The organism is Mucilaginibacter sp. (assembly GCF_035492695.1).
In the GTDB taxonomy this organism is placed as follows: Bacteria; Bacteroidota; Bacteroidia; order Sphingobacteriales; family Sphingobacteriaceae; genus Mucilaginibacter.
The window spans coordinates 226393-249151 of record NZ_DATJJC010000020.1 but is presented as its reverse complement, the minus strand read 5'-3'; the positions used below and the strand labels follow the sequence as shown (position 1 = coordinate 249151).

Genomic DNA, 22759 nt, shown 5'->3' with positions numbered 1-22759 from the left:
CGCTTAAACAACCGGCAGCGATAGGGAGGAAAATAGTCAAGGGTGGCGCTGCCGAAAAAAATATAAATTAACCATATCAGCGCCATTCACATGCCCTTGACGATTTTCCGACCGGGCTAACTTTGTGGTGGCGGTGACAATGCAAGATTACAGCCTTATAGTGCCACATCCTAAAATCATAAGTAGTAAATTATAACTCTGAGTTATAGGAAATGTCCCTTTAAACACTCCAAAAGAAAAATCTGTTGCGCAGCTTCAGTTTTTGACAATTTGAAACGAGGCTGACGGCGAATGAAATATAGCATGTGGTAACAGCGTGATGTAATGAGCCGTCTGCCGCAGTTTCTTTCCGCTTACAAGGTCGAGGCCAGTACATGTTTTCGATGCACAACCTCTAACACCACAGTCATTTCTTTTACCAAATCAGATAAAGCCAATACAGCCTTCGGATCAGTTTCATAGCTGTCGCGATACCTTACGTCAACATAAGCTCCTTTAAGCACATTAAACAGTTTCCGGTTTTCCTCATCCTTCAGATTAAAGACCGCAGCAATGCCAGCCGTGAACATTTGCGTTAGTTTTAATAACCTTTCGAGGTTGTGCGTATTGATGTCGTACCCGGTCATAAATCTCACAATGGCAACCAGCAAACATTCTGCGGTTTGATTAAGGGAGAACAGCGCGGCATTGTATGCGCCAATCCTCAGGTAATATTCCGCACCTTTTAAAAATTCCAGGCTTTGACTGTGCCACCGTTGCCATTTACGAAACGCGATTTCCTTAACAAAAAAATAGTCGGCTTCCTTTTGTTTCGGTAATATCAGGCCTCCTGAAAGATAGATCACCGGGCAACCAGAGGCTTTTTTTAGAAACACGTTTTTTTCGTCTGTAGCTGTTATCAAACTGGCCGCATGATGCACCAGGATAAAAACGCTGGCTACCTTCTTACAAGATTCTTCGAGATGGTTGCTAATATCCTGTGCTAACCCTTGCTCATTATTATCTGTCAGAACGAGCAAATAGATTGTTGCCTGCCCGGTTGGAGGTACACCCAAATAAAAAACAGCTTGTACCGAGGGTGCCCTCTCTTTGATAATTGCCACAAGCTGACCTAACTGGTCATGCTGGTCCGAAGTGATTATAGTATTGAGTTTGTATACCACTGGTTCGGGTGTTTGGATTCGGGCGGGATTTGGGGTTCCATCGTTACTTTGAGCAATGTCATTTAAGTATGGGTCACCAGACATACGCTGATGAATCAAGAATGCTGCACCATAGAGTTTTTGCAGATGTTCATACACGGCAATGATCTTAGAGGATTCCATCCATTTATCCGCTGACTGGTTGGATAAACCGCTTTCAAGCCACTCTTCTAATTGTTCACGATATTCCTGAAGGCTAAAGCCATTGAAAAATGCCTCTATCACAGCCAAAGGATTTATCAATTCCGCGTCGTTCAATAGCGTTGGAAAGTGCGACCAATTTTGTTTTTCGCATTCGAGTTGTTCCGCGTTTTTTGCGATGGATTGGCTATAGTGGTGATACCCGTTCCTATAAGCGGCATTGATCAGGTAAGAAGCTTCAACTAATTTGAGGTTGTTTTTATATGCCGTATACAAGCTAACAGGACTTCCCTTGGGGTCGACAAAAAAGCTTGGCTCAAGGATAGCTTTTCGCCATTTATGCAGTTCCTCAATATGTTGCGGGAGCCACGCGGATGAAAAAAAGTCGTCCAAGACTTCTAAGGGATTTGCTATTTGCGCTGCTGGCAGGTTTATCGGCAGGTGCTCCCACTGGTTAAAAATATGTTCTGACATAACCTTGCTTTTAATGCCTGACTAAATTGACAGGCATTTCAAAGAAAATGCAGATATTAGCCGTACCGAACCACACGCGGTTGTACTTTACAAATCGCGGGTTGTTTCTTACATTTACAGAATACCAATACCTTTGACCTATGGCAGAGACTATACATATCGGACGAAAAATAAGTAAGATTCGCGAGTTGCGTGGCATGAAACAGGAAGCGTTAGCCGCCCTTTTAGGCGTTAGTCAACAAAGTATTTCCAAGATTGAGCAGAGCGCCGACGTTGAAGATTTAGCTTTGGATAAAATTGCCGTTGCGTTAGGAGTCACACCTGAAGCGATCAAAAATTTCAGCGAAGATGCTGTCTTGAATATTATCAACAATACTTTCACAAGTCACGATACCTCAACTTTAAATGCAATTAATTTTCAGCCTACGTTTAATCCGATTGATAAGCTTGTTGAAGTATTTGAAGAAAACAAAAAATTATATGAGCAGCTTTTAGCAAGTGAACGTGAAAAGGTCGAGTTGCTGAAAAATCAAGGGAAGTAAATCCCTAAAAACAATTATATAAGTTAAAGGGGTGCGATAGCACTCCTTTTTCATTTAAAAATAAACCCCCTGGCACTCGCTGCTTGGGGGTTTAAACCTAAACCTTATCACAATTCGGCATTTTGAGTAGCCGATTGAATGACAAATTTAAAGAAAAAAATATAGCATTACGGATTGGAAGCGTATCCTTCGCAGAAGATATAGCGGAAAGCCGGACCCCGATGATAATCGGGGAAATGCCCAGATAAACAAAATCACCTGGAGTTCGTGCGCGGATGCTGCTTCCTACGCCTGTTCCGTCCCAGAATCGCTTCATCGTCGATATCATCGCTTATAGCGATATCCGGTACCGGGTAATAATTGTCCGTAGCTTCAACCGAACGTTCCTTTGCAGGGTTGTAATCGAAATCAACTTCCGGGAGAAATCGAATGGCATCATCTAACTGCTGATTCTCATCGTTTGTATTTCGCACTTTCTTACCATTCGATAGTTCTAGTGTTCGGCGCGATTAATTAAATTTAGTTACAGTACGTTTATTTGCTTCCGAAATGGCAGCATTATCCCTTTTAAAAGCTAATTCAAGGCTGTTTTTAATAATAATATTTTAGGTCATTATTTACTACGAAAGCATTTTGATAATTGATTTTTTGCCAATCACGGCCCGCTTCAATTTTATATAAAGTACGAAGCTCATAACCAAATTGCTGTTGGATTTCTTTCAGCCTCTTGCGTTTCCACCAAATCATATAAAATTCATTTCGGTAACTAAATATCAGCCATTCCTCATTAAAAATGCGTCCTGGTGGTGCGTTGGAAAAATAATCCAATATAAGGTCCTTCAAGCTGTAAGGAAGGTTAAAAGGGTCAATAAAGGGCAAAGAATTGTTAAAGCTTCGCTCAGGGTCTATGCCATTAAGCTTTGGAATGTAATGCCGGGAAACGATGTGGACGTAACTATAAACATTGATGGAAAACCATCTACCGGCAGCCTGAAATAGTACGAAATCGCTTTTGTTAGCCCTGAAAAATGCTCTGGTTACGTAGTACATATAAAACGCATTCAGCTGTTGCTCAAGTGCCTTGCGTTCGTAAAAAAACCGGCCGTACAAGCCCTGTTTTCGTATTTGTTCGAGTATTTCAATTTTTCGGTGATATTCCAGCCTTACCTCGTGCAAATAGGCGTCGGAGTATGTTGAAAGCAATTTCGCCTTCCAGTGATCAAATAAAACATAGAAATTATTTTTATCTGCAGCGATCTCGTGCGGCTCAAGGTATTTTACTCCGTTAAAAGCAGGCATCAAAAAATCGAGATTTTCCTGGTAGGTAAGGAATAATTGTTTGAGCAGGGCATCTGCACAAAAATCAAGTTCATATACATTGAAGACAGCCTCTTTTGTTTCCTGATCTACATACACTCGTGGCAAAAATCCGGTAATGAATTCTCTTTCGTGAGGCAACAGCTTTTTTGTTTCCTTCTGACGTACCTTGTGGAGGTAACGGATCTGAGCAGTAATTTTTTCATTTGGAGTACCCTCTCTGACAATGTACTCCAGTTCGATTTTTGAATACAGCATCACTTTCCGCGTTACAATGACCGGATAAATTCTTCCGCATAAAGTGCCCCCTGTTGAACAACCACAAATTTTTCCTGCGTGCAGTGAATAGTATGCCCTTTCCGGTCAAAGATAACAAAACGTTTTTCCTCATCGAGACTACACCCGTAGCCTTTTGAAGAAACGATGCCGATAAGGCTATTGGCAATTTCATGTCCGTGAGGCTTTGCTTCCAGGCGAAGATTATCCTTGTTGGTTTTAAAAAAATCCAATACCGTTGCAGTAACCAGGTTTCCGGTGTCGGCCGGATTAAAGCTTATATTTTTATTTTTTTCAGTTCTTTTTCGCAATAATATTAGGAACGAGATCGGGGCAGGTTTCTGGTCGTTTACCCCTGCTATTAGCCCTTCAAAATAATCGACCCCTGCTATCTCTTTGTCGAATACCATCCTTTCCGCGTGGGGAACGGAGTAAGATAGATAGATGATATTTTTGTCGGTAGTCTTATAAGGGAATTTACCTTTAAACTCTACTACTATTTCTACAACGGCATCCCGTTTGCTTACCGAGCCGAGATATTCCACGCCTTGTTCTGAACGGGTATGGGTATAACGGGCGCTAAAGGCTGTTGCATTTTCATCATACGCAAAAGTTAACTTATCTGACCTTGTATGATCAAGAATATCTTGGTCTCTCGTTTCTGTGGTTATTGTGCTGCCGTAATAATAAAATACGTCATAATCCCCACAGCATGGGATGAGTGTTTTGTCTTCTGCGCGTTCATATTTCGGTTTCAGCCACTTGTGCAGGGCGTGGTCACCATCTGTAAGACTGCTGATCACCTTACTTGGTAATGTAAGACGGTTTTGAGATCTTTCGGATAAAAACTTCCTTATATCAACAGGTATCTGGTCAAAATCAGCTTTGTTGTCTTTTGGATTCAGATTGATCGCAAAATTGGTAAACTGTTCCGCCGTTGGAAGCTTGTGTTTGTCATGTCCAAAAAACGTTGGAGTAAAAGTGTCCATCCGCAGCCAAACCGAAACTTTTGTAATATACCTGCCTGATAGCAGGGAGTAGTAGGTCAGGTAACCGAGTAAAAGTTTTGGGTTTTTATCCGTTCCTAACTGCATCACTGAAAACGCAACTGTTGGATGGTCGGCATCCGCAATTGCCTGGTGCATTTCAATCACTAATGCTTTGTGGTTTTCATCCACGGTCACGAGACCTTTGTAGGCGACAGGATCGAAATTGTGATCAGCGTCCCTGTATTTACTTAGCATATAAATAGAATAATTACCGGGCCCGTAGCTTTTTATTTCAATGGGGCTAATGGAAATGCCATAATTCGATTCACTTATGTTTCGTGCATCCGTTCTTCGAAAGCAGAACCATTTAGAATTGGAAAAATTGGGTTTTAGTTCCCCTTCCTTCCAGAAATCCCGGTGATTTTCCCAATAAGCGAGGTATTCCGCTGCGCTAAACGCTTTATTATTGTTGCTGGTATAACTTTTAAAGTTTGCTTTTATCGCCAAAAGGCACTCCAGATCATCCTTATCTTCGTGGTTTTGGCTAACCTTACCTTTTACGATTTTTATCGCGAGGTCAATGATGGTGTTTACTCCCTCAGCGCTGATTTTCAATCCCTTGTTTAGAAACCGTTGTTGACCGGATTCCTCATCTACTCCAAGTTGCCCGTGGGTATCCTGGAGTTTCCTTGCCTTTGTCCGTTCTATCCTGTCAGGCTTTGCAGTTTTCACAATGTCAAGTGTCTTTGTCTGGATCGCGCTGCAAACCAGCCTGACATGTTTGACTACTTTATAACTATAATCATACTGTATTTTCTTTATGCCACCATCGCTCTCTATTCCGTCACGAAACCAGGACTCTTCCGTTTCGTCATCAAATATAATTTTATCAGCATCTAAAGGTGTTTCTTTTACCCAGTCATTGTTGGTGTCGAGCAATTTTTGGCCCTTGTCGATAATAGGTGGGAATTCAGCTTGCTGTTCCGCAAAGTTCTTGATGATAACAAACCAGGGTTTGCGTAAAAATCTACTATCAATGACTGCCATGTTTAATTGTAAGGTTTGAAGGTTACCATTACCAAAAATATTTTTTTCGGTAATGGCCAATTAATGAGCTAAATATAAACAGAAACTGATGAGGCAATATATTTTTTGTAGTTATTTTTTTAAATTAAATTATAAAATCCTTAAAATTTCCCTTTTACCATTCGCGTTTTTTGCTGTTTTCTAAAAATAGCGTGCCTGTTAATCGGAAATTCGTAATGCTCTTACACCAAATATTCCCTCTTTCCTCTTTTACCATTACCAAATGCGGTAATTATTAACGCTTTATGGTAAATGGAAAAATTAATTTTTGATGAAAATTAATTTTGTAGCTGAAAATAACTACATCCTGTAGTTTTTAAAAGAAAGGGGGTAAAGGAAATTCATATTTTACAATTCTTCGTTCAACTTTTTCTATTTCACAATTAACGTTACTAAAATTTTAACAGGATCAATAAGCTTTAAAGGTTTGCTTAGCGGGCATGCCGACTAAAAAAGTTTGCCGATCAACACACAAAATTCATTAATGGCTCAGTACACTAAACCAAAAACAAGTGCGTAAATAGTTGCCAACGGGCTGCATTTGTTTAAAACCGTTGTGAGATAACAAAATTTTAAATTTTTACATCAAACAATATGATAGTAGAACAATGCATCTCACCATCAGCCGGGGACGGCGATGATGGCAAGCCTGCACCGGCGTTGCAGGCCATAACCGATAACGAACTGATCAAAAAACTGTGGTTCAGGTTTTTTGAAGAAAATAAGACGGGCTGCTTTTTTGCGGCCATGGTGGCAAAGGCCCCTAATGCGTACGGATGGTTTGGGGAGATAACCCACCTGTCCGCCGAGGCTATAAATCAAGCCATTCAAAAGGCCATAATTGATCCGGGAATTAATACGATATCCCTCATATTTCCCGGTGTAAAAACCCAGGCCGACCTTGCCGGCTTTCTCGAGGTTTTAAATGAGGTGCAAGGCATCACGGTTGAATCACAAACCATATATGACGGTCATGTTTGTTTAGCCTATCGGTTAAAGGTTGGTAAATATTCATCCTGGGTTACAGGTTTTGGGCCCTTTGATTTTTTACCACAAACAAGGCGTGCCCCTTTTGCGGGTATCACCTTAAGGGTAAAGCCAAAACCAGTGTACGAATGGGTGTTAAAAGCCTCCAAAGAAACCGAATTACATTTGGCGGATATGGATATCAATGTTTTAAAGGAAATTCCACGAGCTACTTTCGAGCAGCTTTGGAAAATGTGTTTCAAACGGGTCAAGTTTATTTTGGGGCATGATCCGGATCTTAAAAGCGCCGCTAAAACCACCTACAATTTGCCTATCGAAAGATCATATGGTAAGTAGGCTTTTTATAAAAAAAGAACGTTCTGGTCAAATGGTGCCGGTAACTTCTATGCAGTTAACCCCGGAGCAAGGAATTGCTTCGGGAGTTTTTTGTTCCCCGTTCAGGCAGATTTTGATCAATACGGAGGAAACACTTCGATCATTCGGTATTTCACCCGGGCAATTATGGGAGAATATTTTACTCGATCAGATAGATATCCACTCAATTCCATCAGGCTCAATAATTCAAATTGGGAATGTTCAACTACGTCTTACCTTTCATTGCGAACCCTGCTTTAAAATTAAACACATTGTTGGCCCAAAGACAATTTTGCATCAGCGCGGATATTTAGGCCAAGTCATTAACGCTGGAACCATTCGGAACGGTGACCCAACTAAACTGATTGATGTGCGAATGGAAGCTATTCCATATGACGCGGTTGAGCGAATTGTCTGGTTTTTAAAAAAGCATTCCAAGCCCATTTTTGCATCGGAACTAATTTGGGAAGTGGGCCTTGCTCCATCCTATTGCCGTGCCTTACCAGCCATTATCAAAAAACACAAGGAAATCGATGGTAAAATGATATTGTTCAAAAATGATAACCAGCAATTCTCGCTTTTTTAAACTTTACCTTCTGTTTGTCCTGGACATTTTCTTTCTATGCCTGTTTCTTCCCAAGATCGCCTCATCATCAATATCGTCAGATATTTCAACACCTATAACGCTGCGGTAAGCATTTGTTTCGTCGAATGATTCAACAGCCCGCAACTCAATTTCTGTCTGTACATTTTGGAGATGATCGCCATTTTCTAATGTTTTTGGTTGGATAGATTGCAGGTTTACACCGCCGTACGCGGTTTCATTCGTAACGTTCTGTACATCCGCACCTGGTGTTAACTCAAACTTATTAGTCGTTCTGTTATTAGCAGCGGCAATGGCCGCATTGTCAAAATTGGGGTTAAAAGGTATCTTTCTGATAAGCTCCGCCCATTTAAATTGATTTCCCAAAGCTTGTCCTTTTGCTTTAAAATCCTTGAAAAAATAAGTAATTCCGGATACGCGTCCTGTAGATGCCTGGTTAAATAAAAAATATATGCCCATTTTTTCTCCGTCAAGGATAAATTGGGAAATAGAGTCTGGTTTTTCAGCGAACAGGTGTATCAGCAACTCTTGTAACAATAATTTATTGGAGGACTTGCCGGTTCGCAAAATCATTGCGATTTCATCCCGCGTGGGCGATTTCCGTGATACAGCGTTACGGTGTTGCCTGGCTATATGGATATGTTGTTCCGTAGTTCTAAAGCTACCACGCTCTAAAGACTTATTGATAACCTGCTCTACTGCTACAAAGCTACTTTGTTCAACAGCTATAAGGTTATATCGGTACTCTAACTCCCTAAGTATAGCCTCACTCTTTTTATAATTGTTGCTATCGGATACAACGTTCCCATCAAAACAGATACGATTTGCCAATAAATGAATATGAGGATGGTCACTATCGTGATGCCTGAAAATGATGTACTGGTTATTTGAAAAGCCTGAGGCTTCTAAATACTCAAGCGCAATGGCCAACAGTTTTTCGTTGGACAACTGGGCTTGTTCCTCTTTTGGGAAATTTAAACTGGTATGGTACACATACCTGTTTAAATTTGGCCGCAGGCTTTTCACTAACTCCACTTCCTTATTGATGAAAGCGACATCCATAGATGCGAAATTAGTTCCCAGCAATTCAGCCCGTTTGCTTAAATCAGGGTGATTGAGTTTCTTTAGGTTATATCTTAAAGCCCCTGGAAAGCTTTTACCGATTTTCTGAATTGCTATCATCTAGTAAAAGGCGGATAATGGCCTCAAGGTGTTCCGAAAGCTTCGATAGCAACATATTGATCCCGACAGGAAACCTGCCCGAATTACCGACACGAGCCAATTGATTAATATTGACACCTATCTTTTTAAGTTCCAAATAAGTGGCTAAGTCAATTTCTGATAGCACCGGCTTTGGAATCCGGCCATCAAGAATTTTCAGTCGGGCAAATGAATATGCCTTAAGCCCAACGGTTTTTGCAGCCCGTTCTACCAATTTGCGCTCTTCAGGGTTTAGCCTAACTATGAGCCTATAAGTTTTTTTGTTTTCCGTTGCTTTCCTGGGTCTTGCCATGAAACAAAAGTCACCCCACAAAAACAAGTTATTTCAGGAGTAAAACGGTAGTACCGAAAAATAAAAATTCACTAAAATTTCATTGTCATTATTATAGTCTAAGCCGTCAATTCATAAAATGCACACTTACCTTTGTTCCTTTGCTATAGATAACTAAACCCAACCAAATGATTAAGTACGAAACCGAACAATTTAATTCCTTCGCAAAAATTTTAAGCCCTATGGCTGATTTTGACGTTCGATATACGTTCTTTTATGACGAGACAAACAACATTAAGAAACTTCATCTTAATAAAGGCGATTTCAACGTAGCCTTTTCTTCGAATTTCGTACTCGGTGGGTTGACTTTTCAAGGTGACAGACCCGACGTTAGCAGTATATTTGAAGGGCTATCTTTACAGGGAAATACAAAAGAAGTTAAGTTGAAACATCTTGCATTTGGCGACTTTTTAGAATGCCTTACTTCAAGAAAACTTACCCCTTTCCTGGAGTATTTAGTAAACTCGCCCTTATATATGCACTTTTCGTCGCTCAATCTATTATATTATTCCATCGTTGATATTGTAGATTCAGCAATTGCCGGAGCAGGGGACTCAGTAAAAATAACCCCTCAAACCATTCGTCGGTTAAAGAATGATCTTTACAAACTGTGCCGCTTAGAAATCGACAAGGTAGTGCCCTTATTTGTCAAATACGGTTATCCGGACATAAAACAAATCGAGTTGGTAAATTTCGTATCGGAGCTGATGGACTTGTTCAAGCAGTATGCCGATGATGACGAATATAAAATGGGATTGATCATGCTTCAAGGCCTGTTTACTGAAGCACTTGCAAACGACTCCCTTCCATTCATCGTTGATGAAACTAGTCTGATACTAATTAATGGATTGGTTCATTTTTACATGAGGCCGATTTATACTTTTTTGAATTCAGAGCACCTATTCGATAACGAAACCGAAATTGAGGCAGCCTTTGCAGAATATGAGATTATTTATAAGGGTAAGACAATAACCAATTATTCCTTTCTTGACTCGAAAGATGACGTTTTAACACAAGCTTCGGACATAATTGTTGGATTTGTCGGTAAGCTTTCAAAATTTTTTAACACCCACAACGCGATCCAAATCGAACAAAAGCTGACATCAATGACACCGCTGCAGGCTAAAAATCTTGATTTGTATCTTGACCTCGTATTAAAGTCTGATCGGTTAAACCCAGGATTTTTTCATTATGCTGATAGTGACGATGACCATTCAAAAAACCAGTTGCTATTTCAACTTCGTAGAAAATTGTAATGAAACGTTTATAATAGAATCTTTAATTAAGAACACTATTCATTCTCCGAAAACAAACTTTTTAAAGCTGTTTTCTGCCATCAACATTATTCTGAATATGCTGAACAAAGTGAAGTATATTGGGTCCGGGTATCCCGGCAAGCCGTTTGGGGGCACCCAAAACATGGCTTGCTTCTATTAGTTTGATTAAAAATATCTAGATATCGTTTTACCCAATGGCTTACACGAAAGCATTTTAAAGGGAGCAATTCCGATTGGATACACAGTCTTTGATTTATCCATAATTTAGTTAACTTCACATCTTTCATTCAGTAACAACCTAAATTATTGCCTTCATCGAACTTATCGCATACCGTCAATGACATTCGTAAATCCCATACAAGTATTAGGCTTAGAAGACTACGAACTTTCAGAAATTACCCCCGCCGTAATAAAAAAATCGAAGAAGGTCATTTATGCGGAAATAGAACTGTCGGACGACGGCATTTTTGATAATCTTGGCACAAAGGTTTCAAAATCGGAAGTGGAACGAGTTGTGAATGATTTGGACGATCCAGACAAACTTGAATTTTACCTATTCATTGCCAAATACCCTGATTTACAGTCTTTTTTGTCAAAAGGAGAGGCGCGATTTGTCGAAAACTTCCGGAACGAGGGCATGTTTTTACTGCCGGCGTTCATAAAATTTATTAGCCCTTTTTATGCGGCAAGATTTGACAAAGTAATTTACGAAGCATATGTTTCTGGTACTTTTGTATTTTTTAAAAAGGCCACTTCTGTCAAATCGTTAACAACACCATCGGATTTATTACTTTCTTATAGACAACTTTCAGGCTATATTAATGACACAAAGGGAGAATTAGATCAGATTGTCGCAGGTCTACGAAATAAGGTCACGTCATATACAAATGATTCGATTAAAGCAGCCATCAGTCAATATAAGCTTAAACTTAGCTCCCCCAAATTAAACTGCTTGCCAATTCTGTTTCAGGATCGGCGCAATGCTGTGGCCCTGTCCTTCAGAAATTTATCCGTTAATGTTTATAATTTTTTTGATGACCCGCAATTAGCATTAGATATCATAAAGTACGCACTAAGTTTTGAGGTCAATGGGTTGGATAAATCCGAGCTGGAAAAAGACCTTGCCGAAATCACTAAGCTAAAGGAAGAACGAGAAGAGGCGTCGAAGTACGATGGTATTATTAAAAAATATGCTGGAATACTATCCGAAGGCGACAGCCTAAACGCTAATGTCAAAAAAAAGGTAGTCAATCCTACTTCAGTGATATCATGGGTAAATAGTAAAATATCTATCACTGAAATAAACGCGTTTCCCCAGGCATTAAACGAAATTAAAAGTCAAATAGCGCTTGTCATTAGAAGTCTTTCCGTTTCTGTATGGAATGAGTGGGAAGACATTGATAACGCCGTTAGGCTTATTGATAAGGCTATTACAATAAGCACAACTGACAGCACTGTAAAGCAAAACTTGAAAGAGGCAAAAGACAAGCTTTCACAATTGAAAATTGATATTACTAATAGAGAATTGCAGAAGCTTACGAGATCATTTAATCTGCCAACAACCACTCCATCAAGAGCAATCACTCAACCAACTGTCAAACCAACACATAACAAATCACAAAAGGATAATTCTGGGTGTTTGGTTTTTATTGGGATCATAATTGTAGTTGCAATTATCATCGGGATAGCAAATAGTAAAAAATCTCAAACCTATACTTCAAATTCATCGACCGATACCACCAAGGTTGATACAACTAGAGCTGTATCCAGTGTTCCTTCCCAACCTGTTGCACCTATCCATGAACCAAGTAAATATTCTGGCAATAGTCTACACACCGGCGCGACCCCCTATAACAATTGTTTCGGAATTGGGGGTTGGAACGGTAACTCATGGATTAAGTTTACAAATGACAACACAGTTGACGCTATAGTTTGCTTGGTTGACAGCTTGACCGGCAGTACCATTAGAAATAATTATATTAGAGCAGGTAGGGTTTTTAAAATGAAGCAAGTTCCCCCAGGTACGTATTACGTTAAAACATACTCAGGCCTAGATTGGGACCCCGAGATGAAAAACGGATGCGGATTTAATGGCGGATTTGAAAAATATCCCACCTTCAATACTTCAATTGGAGTTTACAATGCAATTCCAATTACTGATGATGGATTTCAGTATAGCACCTATCAAATAAATCTTTCAAAAATCATTAATAACACTTCGTCCATTCAATATAGCGAAATGGCATTCTTTTTTAACAATCAAACTCAATAATTATGCAAGAGCAAGTGAAAATTCCAAGATTATATACTGACATAATTAATCAGATTTTTGAAATCGAAAAGAAATTGAATCTGATCAAAGAATCGAATTCCATTCAGAGAAATGTCAATCGATTGAAGGAATGCTTCGAAAATCTAAAAACGCTATCAGATGAACCAATGAGTATCATATACAAAGACCCCATTGGAGAAGATTATAATGAAACAAGAACAGATTGCGAGGCAAGCATTGCGGGAACTGGCACTGAGAATTTGGTCATCGTTGAGGTAATTAAGCCTATAATTTATTGCCAGTTAAAAGGTCAAAATATTATTGCCCAAAAAGGAATTGTAATAGTAGAAGAACAAAAAAATTGAAATTATGGAAAATATCAACTTCGGGATTGACTTAGGAACTACCAATTCGGCTATCGCAAAATTCATCAAGGGAGAGGTCCATGTTTTCAACAACCCCACAGACTTTGGCCGTAACACATTACCGTCCGTTGTCGGATTTCGCAAGGATAAAATTATTGTCGGTAATCAAGCCAAAACCTATTACGAAAAAGACCCTAAAAGTGTTGTTGGTGTATTCAAACGCCGGATGGGAACGTCGGAAAGCTTTAAAATAAAAGCAATTAACGAATCCAAAAGTCCAGTTGAATTATCCGCTATAGTCCTCAAAGAATTAAAGACCTTTCTTCCTCCCGGCGAAATTATAGACGCGGCTGTCATAACTATACCTGCCTCATTTGATACCACTCAGGCCGGCGCTACAAAGGAAGCGGGTATGTTAGCCGGATTCAAGCAAGTCATATTGTTACAAGAGCCGATTGCAGCAAGTTTAGCTTATGCCAATATGAAAAAGGAAAAAGACCTTACCGACGGTCAATGGTTGGTGTACGATCTTGGTGGTGGTACTTTCGATGTAGCGTTAATAAAAATCGCTGATGGCGAAATGAGAGTGCTGGATCACGAAGGCGACAATTTCCTAGGCGGCGCAGACTTTGACCGGCTTATCATTGAAAAGTTGATAGTGCCGCAAATTGAAGCTAAGTATGCGATAAATGATTTACTGGACGCCTTTCAGAGTGGTGCGGGTAGGCTCAATGGGAAATATTACGCATTATTACACCTCGTCGAGCAAGCCAAAATTTTATTGTCAGCCAAATCTTCTTCAGAAATCGAGGTTACAGGTTTTGAAGATCAAGATGGTAATGAAATAGATGAAGAAATCATTATTTCTCGCAGTGAATTCAATGACTTGATAAAACCTTATGTTGATTCCACGATTGATATGATAAAAAAAATTCTGACAAGAAATTCTCTTAATCCGTCAGATGTAGAATTTACGTTAATGGTTGGTGGCTCAACATATATACCTTACGTTAGACAACGTGTTGAAGAATTGCTACAAATACCGATTAATTGCGAAATTGATCCAACGACTGCCGTCGCAATTGGCGCAGCTCACTATGCTTCATCGAAAGCGAAGGAGTTTTCATCTGCAAAGCAAACGGGCAATAACAGTATTATTAAGATAAAAGCCGCTTATTTAAAGTCCTCTAAAGAAAAAGAAGAATTATTTTCGGCAAAAATAACCGGGAATACAGAAGGGCTTTTTTATAGAATTAAACGTAGTGATGGTGGTTTTGACACTGGCTTGAAGCCGTTGTCGGCTCGTATTAGTGAAGACCTACCATTGGTTGAAAACGTTTATAATTTTTTTGATTTAACTGTTTACAATACAAATAATGATATTGTCGAGACTGACTTAGAGCCGATAGGGATAAATAGTGGTTTCGGTATTAGTGGTCAACCACTACCAGAAGACATAAGCCTAGAAGTTGATGACGAGGATATTCCGGGAGCCACAAAACTCCTTTTGATTTTTCAAAAGAATTCTGTCCTTCCACTTAAAAGAACGATAACTCGACAACTTAATAAAACAGTCATCAAAGGTTCTACTGATGAACTCATTAGGATTAATGTACTTGAAGGTCCTCATACAGCATTACCTGAGGCTAATAAGAGAATTGGCTACTTTGAAATAACTGGAAAGAATCTTAGCAGAGATATCCATAAGGGTTCAGATGTTGAAATCACCATTCAAATGACGGAATCCAGGGATTTGACCGTGGCTGCATATTTGACTATGGCCGATCAAGAATTCAAAGAAGTCTACAATCCTAAAGAAAGAACTACATCTATCAGTATTTTAAAGGTGGACATAGAAAACCTTTCAGAGAAGTTGGAAGAAGAACTGGAGCATGCAACGGAAACAGAAAACTACGAGGCAGCTAAAGAATTGCTCAATATCCAAAAAGAGATGGAATTGATATCAGCGAATGCCTCCGAGCTATCAGATGATGATGTTACTGATAAACGCTACCAATTAGAAGATAAAAAAAGAAAAGTTGCATTGGATATTGGAAATGCGACAATTGATAAGCGCCTAAATGCAGCAAGAGCGGAGTACTTTGACGCAAAACGTGAGTGTGATGATCTTTTAAACGAAAATGGCAATGATCACGAAAGAAAATATTTTAATGACATTGTCGCTCAAGAAAATGCAGTGCTAAGTTCAAACAATCCAATTAAAATCAAAGAATTTGCAGAATCACTCCATTCCATAAAGTTTAATATTATGTGGAGAACACCGGATTTTCTAATTTCCCTTTATGACTTATTGATTAAAGATTTGCATAAAATGAATGATGCGAGCCAGGCTCAATCATTGGCCGATGCGGGGAGATTCGCAATCGAAAGCAAGAATTGGTCTCGACTCAGTGAAATTGATAGAGGGTTATTGAATTTGCTTCCCAAAGCTGCACAACAGGAGGCAACACGTAAAATCGGTTTCTAATGACCTTGCTAAGCCAAAATGCATTTGAACTAGGAACGCTGCTTTTTTTAAGCTCAGCGTTAACAATATTAGTGTATGCTTGGCTATGCTCAATTTGGAAAGTGAAAATCATCGAGGTTACCATATTGTCTAACCCATGGTTTTCACTTTCCAAAAATATCGTCGGTGGTGTAAAATACAATTTAGGGTGGCTACCCACGGGGACTTCAATCACACCTTTGGGTGTTTTAGAGGAAGAGTTCCTCAGTCTTCCGGAAGATGAGCGATTTAATGCATTCAGAGGCCAGTCTAAATTTAAGCAAAGCGTTATAAGGAGATCTCCGAGCGCGACTTGGTTGCTATTGATGATCATAGCCTACTATGCGGTTAATATTAGAAACAACGACATATACTCAAATGCGTATGAGGTTGAACAATATTGTGTTATTGCCTTAAAAACATTATTGATGCATTCATTGTCACACGAGGAATTCTTGAAATATACTAAAGAAGTATTAAAAGATAAATCGATTACAATTTTTGCATTCATCCTAATCATGAACCTTCAGATTATTGCAATTCCTATCAACTGGCTTTTTTTATGGATCGCATCTGACAACAAAAAGACTATTATCAGAAAATTTGCGACTGGTTTGGCTCTTGCTTTTATGTTCTACGTTATATTCTGGAGGATTCCATCTTTCACATTTTCATTTTTCACATGGCAGAATGCGATTAGGTATATACTAAGCGCATTTTTGGGAATTTATCTTGCAGCCATCATTGCATTTTTTATTGTGCTATTAAATGCGAAGAGAAGCAATTCCCAATAAGAACTGCAATAGCCACCTTGAGAGGTTGTTGGTAGATCGACGATCTATTCGGGTTGTCTTACGTAGGGTATGAGCAGCCAAATGGCCAGCGGGTCCAGATGGTGTTAATCAAAGTAAAAAAGAGACTGGATGTGAGCAATAAAAATGACATTAAAGAATATTATAAATCAACGACTAAATGACTGCCTCTGAAAAAGGAAGATACGGAATACTGGTTGGGAAAGGATATTTTCCGGAAGAATTACCACCGTGTTTTACCAGCGAGGATCTTGAGGCAATAGTCAAAAAAGCCAATTTTAATATTGGGAATTATAGCCGAAATCCCGATGATAAGGAGTTGTTAAAATTTTCTAAGCTTATTCCGTTTTCGATTCCCCATCTTCGCGGATATCGCCGGATGCTAAGTATACCTGGACCTTTCCATTATACCCAACTCGCACACACACTTGTGATAAATAGAAATGCCATTTCGTCTATCATAACCGCCTCTGAAATGTCAGTTTTTCGGGATTATGATGCAGCCCTGACGTCGGCACGATATATTTCGAAACCTGATTTTAAAGCGCTCACAGAGCAACGTATTCTAAAAGCTACAGGCTATCGTTATCTACTGGTGGTCGACATATCTAGGTTTTATGCCTCTATTTATACGCATAGTATCCCATGGGCGATACATACCAAGGCCGTCGCGAAAGCTAATGATAGATTTACCCTCTACGGAAACATGGTCGATCTGCATACACGTCAGTGTCAGGACAGACAAACGATGGGGCTGCCGGTCGGCCCGGATAGTAGCAGGATCATTTCAGAAATTATCTTGGCCACAGTTGACAAAGGACTTCAGGAAACTTTAAGTGATTTCAAAGGCATTCGAAACGTTGATGATTACTATTTATACTTTAAGACCTATGCAGATGCGGAACGAGGAAAAACGTTGCTGCAAAAATTGCTGCGTGAGTATGAACTCGAATTAAATTTAGCCAAAGAAAAGATCATTGAACTTCCTGAGATCATGGAAAGCGAATGGAAGTCAGCCATTCGCAGGTTTCGGTTTCGCCGTAAGGCTGAACATGAACGATCTGACCTGATCATGTTCTTTGATATGAATTTTTCTTTCGCCAAAAAATATCCAGACGATATGATCCTCACTTATGCCATCGCGAAACTTCGGGGATTGTCTGTACATCGGAGTAACTGGAAAATCTTTGAGGCTTTTCTTCTCAACGCAATTGTGCTGGAACCAAAAGTGGTCCAGCAGGTGATTTATGTATTTCTGATCAATCGCGAGCGCGGCGTTAGAATTGATTGGCCCAAGGTACAGGGAGCAATCGAAGCTTTTATGTTATTTCATGCAGAACATGATCATCATTTTGAATTAGTTTGGTCATTGTGGTTTTTCCTAAAATGCGAGATAGAACTCTCCGCCGAAGCGGTTAAAGGCCTGAACGCCAGCAATAACGACTTAGTCATACTTCTACTATTGGAACTGGAAAGAAAAAATCTATTAGGGAAACCGCTAATAAAGCGTACATGGCGGCAATTAATAACCAAGGAAAATCTTGTCTCGGAGCACTGGCTTTTGGCATATGAGAGTGGTGCCGGGCATTATTTAGGCACTGATACTTCGCATATTGAAGAAGTAGAATATTTTGCAATGCTTTTAGAAAAGCGTGTCAGATTTTTTAAACCGGACGACGAGGCCCAGGAGGATGAACACGTGATTGAGCCGAAATCATCATTAGCAAAAGAGTTAGAAAGCCATGAAAACCGGGATGATGATGACGACGATATAGAAGACGTCTGATTTTAAGTTCAAACCTATGGACAATTACATTGCGCCATTCAACTTTGCCCACACTTTCTTATACTCTTCACCACTAAGCGTCGAGTTGGCGGGGATTACCTGATTCCATACTTCGAGGCTTTGATTCGTAAGCCATTCGGACACCTTCGATGACGGCTGGGTAAATATCTCGCCTTCAACGGCAGCATTAAATAGTTCGCCAAGTTTATTCGCAATAGTTCTGGGTACGTTATTCTTCCTCATCAAAACACCTTCATCTGTATTAACCCCATAATGCAAATAAGCCGGGATGTTTGCCATTTTCTTTTTCTCTAAATCTGATAGGTTCTCCCAATTGACCCCACTTGTTGGCATTTTTTGAAGGGCAGCCAATCCCCATGTGGCAGCATTGGCAATAACTTTATACAAGGCCTTTGTTGCTTTCTGAATAGCTTTTTGGGGGTCATCGTTTGGATAAAATTTGGTGGCTATGGCTATAATATCTTTCCCATTAACCCAGTCTATTACTAATCTCGCTATGGTTGATCGATCCATTGGTACACCGCCCGAACTCAGTTCATCAATCGATTTTCTGATCTCGTAGGTTTCCAGCATTACGCCGATCAACCTTTGCATACTCTGGTTCTGTTCCGAAAATAATTGATCTTTCCGCCAATCGTTCTGAGATAAGTTCGTTGTACGCAGCCTTGCGATCATTTGGCGCACAGACACAGTTGAAAAGCCTGTTTCATCAGCGCGTTTTGCGTCAGACATTGTTAATGTTCCGGCATACGTCCTTATACGCTCACGAAGAAAAGTGCGCTTATCCGGCGGCAACTGACGATAGCCTAAGGTGCTTTGTAGCTTTTGTTCTAACTGGGAAAGAAAAATCTCTTGTTGTTCGGTTTGCGTGCGCAAATGTGAAATGTATTGCAAAACAGCTGACCATCTTTCATCTACATATAACCACCGGCCAAAATCTTGGTCAGCATGACGCAGTGCATTGTCAATGGCCTTAATCAATTGAGAACGCAACCCTTCTGAAGCTTTCATTACATATTCGGTTACGTGTTGAAGATCGGCATCATTCTTCACGGCCATACCGACCCAACCCATGCTTTTTTGTCCTGCACGACCAACCCGGCCTGCTAAGTTCCAAAAATCGCGAACCGGCATATCGCCTAAAAATGGATAATTATAGGCTCCCATGATGACTGCTGCCACAGGGAAATTTATTCCTTGGGCAATAGTGGTAGTAGATACCAAAGCCTGGAGCTTTTCCTTTGCCATCAGATCCTCGATAAGGAATTTGATTTCGTCGGGCAGGGCGGAGCTGTGAACTGCAATTCTGCGTGATAAATATTTCGCGAGGGGAAAGTCATTGCCCAACTCACTTCTTACAAGTTTGATCAATAAATCTATGTCGTCGTCAGCTGCAAAATCTGCATCGGCCGATTCGTAAAGATGTTCAGCTATGGTGTAAGTCTCACCTACATCGCCGGCTAAGACTATAATTGGTGAATTGATATCCAAAATTGCTCCAGACAAGCAGGAGGCAAGTTTTATTTTAGATCCGCATACCTGCGACTTGGTTAGTGCTGCATTCTCACAGCTGATAAGCGGAATAACTTCACCTATTTCATAGGTTGCCTTGTCCGTATGGAGTGTTCGCAGGACTATATCATAAGTGCGATTCCTTCCGACAGCTTCAATGGCGCCAACAACACGTTCATTTGGCTGCCACCAATCCAATTCCAGTCTGATCTCTTTTCCACGATCACCCGCCAGCCAGGTCGCAACTTCTGATGAATTGGATATGTCTGGGGTCATCAACAAGAAATTAGCCAACTCACAATCGTTTTTTATCGTGGTAAGCATTAGTTCTAAGGTTAGTCCCCGCTTTTCTTCTTCAATATTATGCGCCTCGTCAACTACGGTTAGGATTAACGGCCGTTCCGCAGTCGTGCCCAATCCTTGCCTAACCAATAGACTCAGCTTCTCATAAGTAGTGATCAATACATCAAAATTCGTTTCGTTGCCATTTTCCTGAACAAGGTATTGTTCGAACCCATCCAATTCAATCGCTCCGCTGGCTTTTTCAACCTTAAGTCCTATACTGCCCAGATCTCTATTAAGTTGAACATAGATTTGATTGACCAAGGCTTTTGTTGGCACGACATATGCCACCCAGCCTCCGGTTTGCCGGAATTGATTTAAAGCTTGTAAAATCTTGTATTCAGCAATCATTGTTTTCCCGCTCGATGTTGGCAGATTAACAATGATCGCACGGTGAGCCGGGTTAAGTAATTCGCCGTCTATAATTGATTCTCTTTGCGGGTAAAGTAATTCAAAAACCCCCTTGTCCTGGCGGCTGATAAAATTGTTGAATTGAGTGACCCAATTGTTTATCCCCCGTGTAGTGTACCAGATTGTATTCCGGATCATTTTTACGGCAAGAGCTTCAAAGAATCTGAGCAACAAATCGAGTGACAGATTCCCTGTATTCTGGCAAAATTCCTTTGACCTTCCTAAATGGTAGTGTATAGAAATCTCCGGGTCCGCCGGTCGCCCTTCTATTAGGTACTTGCCTAAAATCTCAATACTTTTAGCCAAATGGTATAAGGCGACTAGTTCCGAGGCGCCGTATGGCCTGACATCTTCATCAACCTGGCCCAGAAAAGTTTTTTCAAAATCTGCTTGCTCCTCGCGAAGTTGATTGATCAAGGAAATTGAATGATCTATATCATTCCAATTCGACTTATTTACCAGACCGACCAGCGCAAAATAGCACTTCGTTAGCAAACGTTTATTCCAGGTATCCTCATAATCAATATTGCCTAAAACCGCTTCCTGGGCTTTTAAATATTGCCTTACAAAATGCCAGTGTTCACCTATATAGCCGAATGTGATAATTTTTATTTGTTCATAAATAAAATATTCAGCACCGAAATCTACTGGTAATAAACTCGCAATATCAAAATAAGTGGCACAAAATGCCTTAAAGGATTCTGTATGTTGTTCCTCCCAGTTTTCAATAATTTTTATTTCACAGAGTTCTTTGGCAAGGTTTAAAGCTGTGGAATCAGCGTCTGTGATATTAATTTTCTCAAATAAATGGGAAAGCTTATTTTTTTGAATGAGCATACCAATTCCATTAAGCATATCTGGGTATGCCTGTTCAAGGAATCGATATTTATTAATTATACTCATTGTTTTTCAGTAACAATATCAAGCCACTTTTCTTTTGCAATAGGCATGTACAACGCCATTAACCGTAACGCTAATGGAGCGGGAATAAGTGCCTTTAATTTATGATAGCTCTCCGAGACGTCATTTTCATCAGGTTCAACGTCCCTCACTAAAATTCCAATTAATTTATATGGGGCGTCGCCAGCGGCGTTAAAATAAATGTTTAATGCTTGTTTGAAATCTTCTTTAAATGCATGGCCAGCCGGGTACAATACCGCTTTACTTTGCAAATAGCTGATCAAAATCAACCTTTTTGCCCTATCGTTGTACAAATCCTTCAACTGTGATTCTATTCCCGTAGAATTAGTCATCACCTGCGGAGGGCGATTTGCCGTTTCTGAGGATGTTTTAACTTCACCGAAAAGGAATAGCACCTGTCCATCCATTTCAATGAACCCAACCAGATCAGCGCCTGTTTTATTGCCTTTTGGATTTCGGGCATCCCGCAATTCATTCCAATGAAAACGGCATTGCATATCTTGTTCCAGGAAAGCTTCAGCCATTGCCTCACCTATACGCCATTCTGGGACATCCACTTCAGGATTTTCTAGCGCTTGTATATCAACCAATAGACCTTCAGAATCGAAGCCTGTGTCAGTCTTTAGGCTTTCTAAAGCTTCTAAAAGGGACTCACGTTGTTCCAAATCTGTTAGGTTGCCCTTAACGGCGCCGGCTAAATAATTTTTGCAAGCATCTTCTTCTATGATAACACCATCATAGCCACGCAACTGCGATTCGATATGCTGATATTTAAAGTTCATGACAATCGTTTTGATAACATCGGCAAGGAATTGCCATAACTGGCCTGAGAGACCCGTATACGACGATCATCAAAAAACTAAGAGGTATTTTTGGCATATATAAAGGCAAGGTTAAGTCAAATGTAATACTATATCGCATATTTTCCAGATTAAATTGAAATAACCCCTTGTCTCTTACATAATTCAAAATTACTAAAGTTATTAGCAATTTTATAATTTTTTCAATTT

17 protein-coding genes are annotated in these 22759 nt (G+C 40.0%); 9 read left to right on the top strand and 8 right to left on the bottom strand.

All coding sequences use genetic code 11. The annotated features are described in order from the left end of the window. Window positions 1–353: 353 nt before the first annotated feature. Window positions 354–1817, bottom strand: a complete 1464-nt coding sequence (locus VL525_RS13975; RefSeq protein WP_325387637.1) for a HEPN domain-containing protein — start codon at window positions 1815–1817, stop codon at window positions 354–356. A gap of 140 nt (window positions 1818–1957) precedes the next feature. Between VL525_RS13975 and VL525_RS13970 the strand changes: the two genes are divergently transcribed. After that, on the top strand, window positions 1958–2359 hold the full coding sequence (locus VL525_RS13970) for a helix-turn-helix transcriptional regulator (protein WP_325387635.1): 402 nt from the start codon (window positions 1958–1960) through the stop codon (window positions 2357–2359). A gap of 254 nt (window positions 2360–2613) precedes the next feature. On the opposite strand, the gene VL525_RS13965 is transcribed toward VL525_RS13970, so the two are convergent. The 3 genes from VL525_RS13965 to VL525_RS13955 form a co-directional block, all read right to left on the bottom strand. Then, the gene (locus tag VL525_RS13965; RefSeq protein ID WP_325387633.1) at window positions 2614–2832 is read right to left on the bottom strand and encodes a hypothetical protein; all 219 of its coding nucleotides are present in this window, start codon (window positions 2830–2832) and stop codon (window positions 2614–2616) included. A 118-nt stretch (window positions 2833–2950) separates the two neighbouring features. Further along, on the bottom strand, window positions 2951–3934 hold the full coding sequence (locus VL525_RS13960) for a hypothetical protein (protein WP_325387631.1): 984 nt from the start codon (window positions 3932–3934) through the stop codon (window positions 2951–2953). Between the two features lie 11 nt (window positions 3935–3945). Beyond that, window positions 3946–5988: a hypothetical protein gene (locus tag VL525_RS13955; protein WP_325387629.1), complete on the bottom strand. Its 2043-nt coding sequence runs from the start codon at window positions 5986–5988 to the stop codon at window positions 3946–3948. Between the two features lie 633 nt (window positions 5989–6621). Here VL525_RS13955 and VL525_RS13950 point away from each other — a divergent pair. Together VL525_RS13950 and VL525_RS13945 are read left to right on the top strand one after the other, a co-directional pair. Continuing rightward, window positions 6622–7350 carry a hypothetical protein gene (locus tag VL525_RS13950; protein WP_325387627.1) on the top strand — a complete coding sequence of 243 codons (729 nt, stop codon included), beginning with the start codon at window positions 6622–6624 and terminating at the stop codon, window positions 7348–7350. Next, the gene (locus tag VL525_RS13945) at window positions 7340–7954 is read left to right on the top strand and encodes an MOSC domain-containing protein (RefSeq protein ID WP_325387626.1); all 615 of its coding nucleotides are present in this window, start codon (window positions 7340–7342) and stop codon (window positions 7952–7954) included. The genes VL525_RS13950 and VL525_RS13945 overlap by 11 nt, the downstream gene beginning before the upstream one ends. Before the next feature lie 3 nt (window positions 7955–7957). Here VL525_RS13945 and VL525_RS13940 read toward each other — a convergent pair whose 3' ends face one another. Together VL525_RS13940 and VL525_RS13935 are read right to left on the bottom strand one after the other, a co-directional pair. After that, complete coding sequence (locus VL525_RS13940; RefSeq protein WP_325387625.1) at window positions 7958–9154, bottom strand: relaxase/mobilization nuclease domain-containing protein; 1197 nt, start codon at window positions 9152–9154, stop codon at window positions 7958–7960. Further along, window positions 9129–9485: a plasmid mobilization protein gene (locus VL525_RS13935; protein ID WP_325387624.1), complete on the bottom strand. Its 357-nt coding sequence runs from the start codon at window positions 9483–9485 to the stop codon at window positions 9129–9131. Before VL525_RS13935 ends, VL525_RS13940 begins: the two co-directional genes overlap by 26 nt. A 167-nt stretch (window positions 9486–9652) precedes the next feature. Here VL525_RS13935 and VL525_RS13930 point away from each other — a divergent pair, with 167 nt between their 5' ends. The 6 genes from VL525_RS13930 to VL525_RS13905 all read left to right on the top strand — a co-directional run bounded on the left by VL525_RS13930 (window position 9653) and on the right by VL525_RS13905 (window position 18542). After that, window positions 9653–10780 carry a hypothetical protein gene (locus VL525_RS13930; protein WP_325387622.1) on the top strand — a complete coding sequence of 376 codons (1128 nt, stop codon included), beginning with the start codon at window positions 9653–9655 and terminating at the stop codon, window positions 10778–10780. Between the two features lie 358 nt (window positions 10781–11138). Continuing rightward, window positions 11139–13073 (top strand): hypothetical protein, encoded by a 1935-nt coding sequence (locus VL525_RS13925; protein ID WP_325387620.1) that lies wholly within the window; start codon window positions 11139–11141, stop codon window positions 13071–13073. Between the two features lie 2 nt (window positions 13074–13075). Continuing rightward, window positions 13076–13438, top strand: coding sequence for a hypothetical protein (locus tag VL525_RS13920; protein ID WP_325387618.1), 363 nt, complete (start codon window positions 13076–13078; stop codon window positions 13436–13438). A 4-nt stretch (window positions 13439–13442) separates the two neighbouring features. After that, on the top strand, window positions 13443–15926 hold the full coding sequence (locus tag VL525_RS13915) for an Hsp70 family protein (RefSeq protein WP_325387615.1): 2484 nt from the start codon (window positions 13443–13445) through the stop codon (window positions 15924–15926). Continuing rightward, window positions 15926–16738, top strand: coding sequence for a hypothetical protein (locus VL525_RS13910; protein WP_325387612.1), 813 nt, complete (start codon window positions 15926–15928; stop codon window positions 16736–16738). The genes VL525_RS13915 and VL525_RS13910 overlap by 1 nt, the downstream gene beginning before the upstream one ends. A 178-nt stretch (window positions 16739–16916) precedes the next feature. Then, window positions 16917–18542 carry an RNA-directed DNA polymerase gene (locus VL525_RS13905; protein WP_325387610.1) on the top strand — a complete coding sequence of 542 codons (1626 nt, stop codon included), beginning with the start codon at window positions 16917–16919 and terminating at the stop codon, window positions 18540–18542. A 24-nt stretch (window positions 18543–18566) separates the two neighbouring features. Here the strand turns inward: VL525_RS13905 and VL525_RS13900 are convergent, their stop codons facing one another. Both VL525_RS13900 and VL525_RS13895 read right to left on the bottom strand, forming a co-directional pair. After that, a complete protein-coding gene (locus VL525_RS13900; RefSeq protein WP_325387608.1) occupies window positions 18567–21731 on the bottom strand; it encodes a DEAD/DEAH box helicase in 3165 nt (1054 codons plus the stop codon). Further along, a complete protein-coding gene (locus VL525_RS13895) occupies window positions 21728–22531 on the bottom strand; it encodes a hypothetical protein (protein WP_325387606.1) in 804 nt (267 codons plus the stop codon). The genes VL525_RS13900 and VL525_RS13895 overlap by 4 nt, the downstream gene beginning before the upstream one ends. Window positions 22532–22759 lie beyond the last annotated feature (228 nt).